Annotated in this window: 8 protein-coding genes and 1 pseudogene; 2 read left to right on the forward strand and 7 right to left on the reverse strand. The window is 41.6% G+C overall.

Annotated elements, in window-relative coordinates:
- The 3 genes from P8O70_17645 to P8O70_17655 form a co-directional block, all read right to left on the reverse strand.
- The coding region (locus tag P8O70_17645) for a hypothetical protein (protein MDG2198661.1) at positions 1-530 on the reverse strand (530 nt) is incomplete at its 3' end.
- Between the two features lie 2 nt (positions 531-532).
- Positions 533-691 carry a hypothetical protein gene (locus tag P8O70_17650; GenBank protein MDG2198662.1) on the reverse strand — a complete coding sequence of 53 codons (159 nt, stop codon included), beginning with the start codon at positions 689-691 and terminating at the stop codon, positions 533-535.
- Between the two features lie 125 nt (positions 692-816).
- On the reverse strand, positions 817-1,017 hold the full coding sequence (locus tag P8O70_17655) for a hypothetical protein (protein ID MDG2198663.1): 201 nt from the start codon (positions 1,015-1,017) through the stop codon (positions 817-819).
- A 601-nt stretch (positions 1,018-1,618) separates the two neighbouring features.
- Here P8O70_17655 and P8O70_17660 point away from each other — a divergent pair.
- Positions 1,619-2,056: pseudogene (locus tag P8O70_17660) on the forward strand (hypothetical protein).
- A 444-nt stretch (positions 2,057-2,500) separates the two neighbouring features.
- Here the strand turns inward: P8O70_17660 and P8O70_17665 are convergent.
- From P8O70_17665 to P8O70_17680, 4 genes are all read right to left on the reverse strand, one after another.
- Positions 2,501-3,454, reverse strand: a complete 954-nt coding sequence (locus tag P8O70_17665) for a hypothetical protein (protein MDG2198664.1) — start codon at positions 3,452-3,454, stop codon at positions 2,501-2,503.
- Between the two features lie 376 nt (positions 3,455-3,830).
- Positions 3,831-4,916 (reverse strand): hypothetical protein, encoded by a 1,086-nt coding sequence (locus P8O70_17670; GenBank protein ID MDG2198665.1) that lies wholly within the window; start codon positions 4,914-4,916, stop codon positions 3,831-3,833.
- Positions 4,917-6,043: 1,127 nt separating this feature from the next.
- On the reverse strand, positions 6,044-6,883 hold the full coding sequence (locus P8O70_17675; GenBank protein ID MDG2198666.1) for a methyltransferase domain-containing protein: 840 nt from the start codon (positions 6,881-6,883) through the stop codon (positions 6,044-6,046).
- Positions 6,884-7,352: 469 nt separating this feature from the next.
- Positions 7,353-8,669: an MATE family efflux transporter gene (locus P8O70_17680; GenBank protein MDG2198667.1), complete on the reverse strand. Its 1,317-nt coding sequence runs from the start codon at positions 8,667-8,669 to the stop codon at positions 7,353-7,355.
- Positions 8,670-8,962: 293 nt separating this feature from the next.
- Between P8O70_17680 and P8O70_17685 the strand changes: the two genes are divergently transcribed.
- Positions 8,963-9,334 (forward strand): N-formylglutamate amidohydrolase, encoded by a 372-nt coding sequence (locus tag P8O70_17685; GenBank protein MDG2198668.1) that lies wholly within the window; start codon positions 8,963-8,965, stop codon positions 9,332-9,334.
- The last annotated feature ends 19 nt before the right edge of the window (positions 9,335-9,353 follow it).

The following is a 9,353-nucleotide window of genomic DNA, read 5'->3' on the forward strand; positions in this document are numbered from 1 at the left end:
GTATCACTATCTAAATTTCTACTGTTTTTCCAACTTGCTAAGTCAGACTCTAAATCTTTGAAAAGGTCATCTTTACTGATGTAGAGAGTGACTATTTTGGATTTTTTGATTGGTTCAATCTTTGTCGTTGGAGGTCTTCTATTTCCAACTTCAAAGACAAAGTTCCCTTCATCCAGATACGGATCCAGAATCTTTCCATAATGCGGAGTCTGTCCTGTCTGGTAACGAGGCACCTGCTTCTGTTGATACATTCCCAACTCTACTCCCGTCACATAACCATCCTTGTCCGAATCTGCCTTTCCACTGATTCCTCTAATGAACAAAGGCCAGAACACACACTCTGATGGAACTGTCTGATTTGCACTGCCTGCGGAGATAAATTGACGGACTGGTTTTGCTGTAAGGTAGGAGATGTCTTCGGGGACTGTGATTGCTCTTGCCTGGAGGACTGATCCAGAGAAACAGGAATCAAAAACAAACAGAGCATGCTTGGATTCAATCTGTTTAGACCAAAAAATTACCTGCTCCATCTTCAAGGATTTTGATAGAACACCTTCTCATTTTCAAAAGGATTCGGAGCATCTACTGGTACTAGATACCCAAACTTTCTACCATTGCGTTCCTGAGTGTGTCCATGTTCAGAGTAGTAGAACAGTAATCGGTTTTCCTGCTCATAGCCGTAAGTATCCATGAAGTCTGTTATTCCATTGAGTAGTCGATTCTTGTCGGATTCATCAGTGTTTCCACTACAAATCCTTGCTCTTCCAAAGTCTCTCTGACTGCCTTTACATCTGCACCAACACTGTCCAAATTCACTTAGGCATTGTCTTGGTAGTCACTGATTCCAATCACCAATGCATGACTGCCTTGATAGAGTTGAACCTCTCCTTCATTTGTAATCTGGATGTTCACGGGCTGGATTGCTCTACTCTGAGCCTGCAGAGTTGTTGCACTCAGAAACAGTACCAACAGCAGGATCATCCACAGATCTGGTAAGCAGTCTTGTCTCTTCATCATCCAATCCTCTAAATCAGTTCTTTGAATGTTTGATACAAAATGATGAAAACTAATACTCCTACAGAGGACTGACTGCAAGAATTTGATTACTCCCCCCCATCCCAGCAAAAAAAGAGGGGTAGTGATGGTGCAGACGTAGTGACTATTTGTGAGGCGTTGTGTGATTAATCAGGTTGGATCTACAAAAATGTTCTTTTCGTAGATTCAGGTTATTGGTTTGATGCCAGCAAATCTCTCACTAAACTACCAATGGAAAAACCTCCAAATTCTACTACGGAGATAGTCAGTGCTATTGCATCTGCAGCCCAGACCACTGGAGTAAAGAATCTACTTTGGATCCTTACTGGTTGTTCCAGAACAGGTGGGATATTCTCGGAGGCATCAACAACTTCCCTTTCTACATCCTTAATTGAGGGGGGACATGACCAAATACCCCACCCCTTCATTCATTACCTCCCCTAATCGATTTTTATCTGAACCCAATTTCTTATCGAGGATAATTCCAATGAATGCATCTCCAAATCCTACCTTCAAGCAGCAACGATTTGTCGAAGAGTACCAGGTCGACGGCAACGGTGCATAGGCTGTTCTCCGGGCAGGCTACCAGACCAAGCATCCAGCTGAAATGGCTTACGGACTGCTCAGAAATACCAAGGTCAAACATACTCTCCAGGATGCTCAGAACGCCCGTAGAGAGCGTTTGCAAATGCGGGTAGATCCCACTGTCCAACAATACATTGAATTGAAGGACAAGGCTCTGGAGGCTTGTGACTACCAGACATCACTTAGGGCACTGAATCAGTTGGCCAAGCATCTGAAAATCTTTGAGCACTATCATGCGTCACCACTATTGGAGGCGATCGAGAAGAACCCAGATGGTCTCGAGGAGTTGGTTGATCAGTTCTTGTGGATCAACACGTCTCTGGGCAACTGGTCGTATGTGCTACGTGCTCTGGAAATGAAGGTAAAACTGGCTGGTAAAGAGAAGGGAGAGTTGAACTATGAGGAAATGTTGGGTTCTTTGGAGTTAGTTGCTTGAGTGTGTTCAGCACAGAATATTAGCAGTAATCATTAAATTAAGAGTGAATAGAATCGGGATGTTGAAGTAAGTAATTTGAATGTCTACAGATGCCTAAAGGGTCTCAAAGACCATCAGAGCAAAAAACAGACAGATTTGGACTAAATTCTGTTGTTAAACCTGCTAATTGTCTTTGTTGAAATGAAAACTGAATTAGGCCAAGATGGGTAATCAGATGAAGCCTAGCAGATACGAGAATGGTCATCGGTGTAAACTCTTCCTTAAGTGTACATTCGACAAATCTCACCGAACACAGTAAATACCCGATCAAGAGGAGATTTGTTTGCTAGGGCTAAAACTAGATGTTCAATTGCTACCAGATCTGTTGTTTGATAAATAATTCTAAGCAGACAATATTGCTGTTATCTGGGGACCAATTAGTGATGGGATTTAGTCAATAATGATTTACAAACGATAGTATAATGACATCAAGTTAATGTATTGTGTCGTATACTTAGGTTTTAGTATGGTATCAGCACCACCACCTAAAAAAGTTGGTATGTTTCCATAAAAATCACTTTCAAGAAGATTGAATTCAAACGTATCTCCGACATATGAGTAAAATTTAAATACAGCGGTCCAACCAAATCCAAAATTAGATAAATGTTTGGAAAACAAATTAGATTTCTTTAAACAAACACCTTCCCGACTATCTGCTATGGCTGCTTCACCATCATCTGCCAACCTTGAAACAATACTTGATGAAAGAACAGGAAAATCTGATTGGCTTGGTCCCATAACAGTGTAGGGATCACAAACATTAACTTTATATACTCCATAAGAATATGATATCCCCAAACCCACTGCAGTGGTAAACCATCTAATCCTTGTACCCGAAAAGTAAAATCCAAAAATTTGTCCATATGAATACGAGACTACATCAATATCAGCACTCAACGATGGTTCTGAAAGTTTGTTAATTCTATCTTCGTATTGAGGATGGTTGTTTACAAATCTATCGGTAAAAGTTTGTGATCTTTTGATTGTAAAAGTATTGGGGTTATCAAGTGAAAGATCTTCATATGTCTGGTTGTCTAAACCATTTAGAGACGGTGGTATATCATAGGCAGTAATTCTTGAGATATCAAAATAGGGCACAGAAAAAAAATGTCCTGCCCCTGGTTCTCCGAATTGAAAAGCTAGTGGCTGTCTTACTTTTGGAACAAAATTTACCTGATTATTAGTTTCGATTACGGTACGACCAACACTTTGGTCAGTAAATTCCGCAGAAGGTAATGCACCGCCAAATCTAAGGCCAACCGCATTTGCACGAGGTTTGGGAAAACCTGTGCCACACGATGCAATAGCGAGAGCAACCAGCAGGATGAGAATAACAGGCAGGAAGGATCTGGATCTCATAAGATCTCCAATTTTCAAGACGGTCGGCCGAAGTTGTACTCGGGTGAAGCGACACAACTCTAATGAAGATCATGCAAGGACTTCCCCTATCGTTCGACAACTGCGGATCAGAAATGGTGGGGCAATGGATTGATTGATCCGATACATTAGTGAGTGGAGATCTGTTGGTGGGGGATCTACGTCAATGTGGTTTTTGTAGACTTACAATGCTGAAGAAGAAAAAGAAACTAGGAGGTGTAGACCTTTAGATTAAAGTCTATAAACAACATTAAGAACCTCCACACAAAGAGGAAAATGCATTGCATCAACATCTGTATTGTGTGGTATCCAAGTAACTCTGTTACTAGTCTTAGATCCTGACCTCTGACCTGATTTATCAACGGAAATAGTAAGTAGCCTTTAAACCGTATGTATAATCAGAACTCTTTTGATGATCTTCCCCCTCTAAATTTGTACAATCTATATCTTGCCACTCACCTGAAGGCTCTGCTGTCTGGTAATACCGATAACGACCTCCAGTACAGTTTAAGGTAGAGGAAGTATTATATTCAGGATAAAAATCTAGTCCTCTGAATGAAACTTTTTCAAAACTACTGTCTGTATATAAATTAAATTCAGTAGTAGTTCTATCCATTGAAACCCTCCAATTGTCAGTTTCCCAAAAAACAAGTGATAATTCTGTCTTAGTGCCGACTGCAAACCCTTGATAGTTTTGTTTAGCCAAATCAATTATTCTATCTGAATAAATTTCACACCCTGTGGGAATAAAAAATAATGAATCAAGATCATCTGGGTCATTTTGCATATTTGTTGTTTCACAAGATCTGAGATTCACTGATGTGTCATGAATCATCAGGAAAGGTCCCCAACTTGCCTCAAAAATCCAGAGATCAATTCCAAGTCCTTTACCAAAAAGAATAAACTTTGATTTCGTTAGTAAATCAAAATAGGGCCATGTTCCCCTTGTGTTAAAATACTCATACTGTGGAATTTTTGACATTTCGTTAGGTTTCAAAAAGTTAGCTAAGAATGATTCTGAACTTGAGTTAGCAATACTATGGTAATTTGCGTCGTTGTTTTCCTTTATGTATCTAACGGCACCACTTGTCACAGTTTGTCCGAACTCAGCAAAGGTCTGGCTATAAAACAGCTTTTTGAAAAAATATTCTTTGTGGTACTCAAGTGTAAAAGGAGACGACCTGATGTAGGTTGTTCCTCCGCTTAAGGTTGTCCCAACAGCCATAGACTTCAACGCATTCTCCATATCACCACTGCATTCCTGTTCAGCCCAACAATGCTGAACTTTTGAGGATGCTGGCCCTCTGAATCCTATCCCATCCGGTTCTAGAGCATCTGGAAAGAAAGGAATGTAGCCCTCATCTCCATACAAAGGAGAGGTCCAAAAGACCGGGAGCAAAAGCAGAAGAAATAGGATAACAGGCAGGAAGGATCTGGATCTCATAAGATCTCCAGTTTTTAAGACGGTTGGCCGAAGTTGTACTCGGGTGAAGAGACACAGCTGTGTGTGGGTCATGCAAGGGACTTTCCCCTATCGTTCGACAACTGCGGATCAGAAATGGTGGAAATTGAAATCGGGATGGTCTGATTGATGTGGCGAGTAGATTTTACAAAGAGACTGGACTGAAGCAGGAACGAAGTTTTGATGAAGAATCTTGTTCAAGAGATGTATGAGTGCACGAACTTATTTTTAAGGTTAAATCATTGAGGTCATTGAGTATTACTTTTTCTGGATTGTCATCAGAATACTCGCTAGAGGGATTTATGACAACACTTCGGCTGTAACCTACAGATACCTACAGTAACAGTTCGGTGAGTATGATGGTCTAACTAAAGGATTCAGACTTTTAGGTTGTTTTAGCCGGCTATCCTTTTTCGAACACAGGGATTTCAAACGACATTAAAAACTCTGCCTTCTGAACATTCCCCTAAAAGCTTCTCCTCATAATAAGACAACCTGCTCGACATCTGCATCATCCACAAACGTCAAAGTTCGCCTAAAGATTCGAAGATAAATTTAAATATAAATAATCGGTTGTCAGTCAAAAGTGGGGTCGAACTGGGACAGAAAATCCCGCCAAATGGTTGGGTATATGGTTGGGTAAATCAAAATCTGGGTGAGAACCAGAAAAGTGATAGGCTGGGTTAAATACTGATTTTACTGAGGAAAAGTGTGGTGGCGGGGGCAGGATTTGAACCTGCGACCTTCGGGTTATGAGACCGTCTGGTTACAAATCACCTTACTTACTCATAACTACCCCAAATATACTTAATTACCTTGTTTTTACTACTATAAAGAACTATTACCCCAAATTCAAAAGCTGAAATATTTACCCATATTTTCTACCTTTTTGGGTGGATAGATGGGTGGACAGAAAAAGTAGAACTTAAGGATAAAGAGCCAGGAAAAGGTCGATACAATCCATTTGCGAGTTGCTATTAAAGCTTGGCTGATACCATTGAGGTCTATCGCCGTTGCCAAAACCAATGTAGAAACAATGCATATTGTGACTATAAAAATAAATGGGTCTATTGAACCATGGGATCTAAGGCGAGACGATGCGGAATCGATTATTGCTCTCCATCTCTTTTACGGTAGTGAAGAATACCCCAGGCCAGGTAGTGACTGGCTTCAGCAGCAACCCAGTATTGAAGGCCCATAATCATTTTATCGAGATATTCAGTACTAATATCTCGCTTCAGCTCCTCGTAGCCTTCTTCTAACTTTTTCTTGACGCTAGCATAATGCGTTCCTAAATGCGCAGTCAGGTCTTGAGACTCAATTTCAGCAAGCCCATCTGCTTCAAGTAATTGGCGATACAGACTAAAGGAACCCATCGAATCCAAGCTTAAACGATCAAATACCGGTTGCAACACATCTGGTGGACAATCGTCAGCTTGCATCGGATCTGTAAAGATCAATTCACCATTGGGTTTGAGAACCCTCGCGATTTCTTGAATAACTTTGCATTTATCACCGCTATGTAAGAACGCATCTTGAGACCAAATAACATCGATACTATTGTCATCGGCAGGAATACTTTCGAAACTGCCATGAGTGACAGTCACCAAATGCTCCAGATCTTGCTGCCGGCTAAGCAATTGGTTGCGCGCATTTTGAACTTGGCTAAGATTGAGACAATTGACTTTACAACCAAAACTCTGCGCCAAATAACGCGCTGCTCCACCGTAGCCCGCACCTAAATCGAGGACGTTGACATTGGCATTCAACTCAAGTTTTGACGCCATGAGCGCAACAGTTTTACGGCTAGATTCAAAAATAGCCTGACCAGGCCCGTAGATACCGATGTGAATATCTTCCCCACCCCACACCCGCTCATAAAAAATGTCCGCGTCTGAACTATCATAGTAGGTTTCAGCGACAACCTCAGCTGCATTTCTATTCGTCATTTTTGATAAGCCTTATGTGCTACATGCGCAAAAAAGTCTGGTTCTTCATCTTGATAGGTTTCTTGGGAAACACCATAAGTTTCCATCTTGAATTAATATTGTATCACAACTAGCTAAAAAAATATTTTGGAGACTGATTTTAGGGAGCTTTGGTATGTCACTCGAGAAACCTGAAATTTACATTTGGCTAAGATGGTTCCGATGATCCTTCATCTGCCTCACGCTTCTACCTTTATTCCTGAGGATCTAAGGAATGACTTCCTTTTATCAGATCAAGAACTTCTGGAAGAAGTAAACTAGATCAGTGATCACGCATCGGAATAAATAATTAGCTCAAAGTGGTTATTGAATAGGCTCTCAGTACGACAATGAAATGCTGACCTATATCAGATAACACCCTATAAAATATAGGGGCCTCCACCTCTTTTGAACAGAGCCTCTTGTGGCCTTCAACTCCCACTGAGTATTTCTATTTAGTCAACTCAAGTTTACGCCAGGCACCACTGCGGAAACGTCCAATCATGGCAAATAGCAGAAGTGGTGAACTAAAAATATGAATTCCGAACACTACAGTCGGTGGAAGTTCAAATTGGTGAATAAGAACAATTACAAGAGCATATTGGAACCACCAAAAAGTTGCAGAGATAGTCATTACGCCATAAGTGTCACCGGCCCCTCGCAATGCCCCAATCAAAATAGTGGACCAAGCAATAATGAACAGAATGAAAGCGTTGAGTTGTGTTCCCCACGTTGCCAAATCCCAAATTTCAGTCGAGATACCAGGCTCCAAAAATACTCCTAACATTGCATCAGTCGCCAATAGAAATGCTATTGAGATGATCAAAGCGTAGCTAGAAGCTAGAAAAAGTCCCGAGAATACAGAATCTGAAGCAGAATCAGAGTCACAAGCTCCAATGAATTGCCCTACCAAGCTCATGGTGCCAATCTCTGGGCCAATCACCGGAATGAAAAGAGTTTGAAACCAAGTAAAAACTACTGTCATTGCGGTGGAGACTGAGACGCCGTAGGACTGAAAAGCCAAGATCGTCAAGTCAATAGCAAAAATTAGCAGAGCTAGTTCCAGTCCAGTTGCAAATCCAAAGTGGACAAGTTTTTTTAGAATAACCAGATCCAACTGAAAGCTTTGGAGTAGTTGGTATTCTGGAAGCTGGATCTGCTTGAAATAGACAACACACAAGGTGACTACGCCTGTGAACCAAGCGAACACGGTCCCATATCCTGCTCCTTCAATCCCTAGGGCAGGAAAGCCCAGTTTCCCAAAAATTAAAACGTAATTGGCCCCAATATTAGCTATCGCCATAACGAAAGTGGATAAAAGCACGACCCTAGTTTTGCCTAACCCTCCAAAGTAGCTATTAAAGCTGTTTCTAAATAAGTCTAGCCCCGTCCCAGCCATCAAAATAGTGAGGTAAGTTTGCGCCTGTACAACTTCTTCATCGGAGAGCCCTGCTGTAGCTAAAACCCACCTACCAAATGGAATCAAGGTCAGAACAACAGGTATACTGAGGCAGGTAAATATGACACTTTGCGTTAGTACTTTGGGGCATTTCTCGTACTCTCCAGCACCAAAAAACTGAGCGACTAAAGCTGTACTGAAGCTAATGATGCCAATGAAAAAGGCGATAAAGGCAAGTGAGGTAAAGCCGCCACTCAAGCAAGCATTCATTGCTTCTGGGCTGACCTGCTTGAGATAAAGCCGGTCGATGAACATCAACATTGCCTCTGTGGAGGTAGAAACCATCAGTGGAAAAGCGATTTCCATCATCGGCTTGATGCCACCAGGGCCTCACAGGCTTTGATATAATTTATTCAGGTGCATTTCTCTCCGTCCTGGAAAGCATACGGTTGTTTGGGGCTAAATATTTTGATGGTGGCTCCATCCCCTCAGAGGACTCCCAATAGTAAATGAGCTAGAGGGGTATAGGTGAAAACAAAATCCCCGAGTCCCCATCCAAGTGTTACTTAAGTGACCTTCCCAACGTCAACGCAGGGGTGTTACTGGAGCAATATTACATTCCTCATCACCAAAAGCTGACAGAGGCTGTTTAGGAATCTCTCTTGACTAATGACCATTGCCTGATCATCGACAGCCATAGCTTTCCAGCTCTGCCTCTATCTTATGAACTAAACCAAACAGCTTTCCGGCCAGACTTTTGTTTAGGAACTGATGAATTTCATACTCCTGAAGAACTAGTAGCAAAAGTTGAGAAGACATTCGAGAGTTGTGGCTATTCGACTGCTCAGGATCAGCCATTCAGTGGGACCATTGTGCCGATGAAGCATTACCAAAAAGACCAGAGAGCCCAATCACTGATGATTGAGATCAATCGTTGGCTTTATTTGGGGGAGGACTTTTCAGTTGATCGAGAGAAAATGAAGAAATTGGTCAGTGTGTTGGGAAGAGTTGCAGAGGTGCTAAAGGAGAATTAATTTTTAATACAGGGGGTCA

The sequence above is a fragment of the SAR324 cluster bacterium genome, assembly GCA_029245725.1.
Taxonomy (GTDB): domain Bacteria; phylum SAR324; class SAR324; order SAR324; family NAC60-12; genus JCVI-SCAAA005.

What these genes read in the sequence shown, in the direction of transcription:
- P8O70_17650 (MDG2198662.1), bottom strand. Translation starts at nt 691, where the DNA reads ATGGATACTTACGGCTATGAGCAGGAAAACCGATTACTGTTCTACTAC.
- P8O70_17655 (MDG2198663.1), bottom strand. Translation starts at nt 1,017, where the DNA reads ATGATGAAGAGACAAGACTGCTTACCAGATCTGTGGATGATCCTGCTG.
- P8O70_17665 (MDG2198664.1), bottom strand. Translation starts at nt 3,454, where the DNA reads ATGAGATCCAGATCCTTCCTGCCTGTTATTCTCATCCTGCTGGTTGCT.
- P8O70_17670 (MDG2198665.1), bottom strand. Translation starts at nt 4,916, where the DNA reads ATGAGATCCAGATCCTTCCTGCCTGTTATCCTATTTCTTCTGCTTTTG.
- P8O70_17675 (MDG2198666.1), bottom strand. Translation starts at nt 6,883, where the DNA reads ATGACGAATAGAAATGCAGCTGAGGTTGTCGCTGAAACCTACTATGAT.
- P8O70_17680 (MDG2198667.1), bottom strand. Translation starts at nt 8,669, where the DNA reads ATGATGGAAATCGCTTTTCCACTGATGGTTTCTACCTCCACAGAGGCA.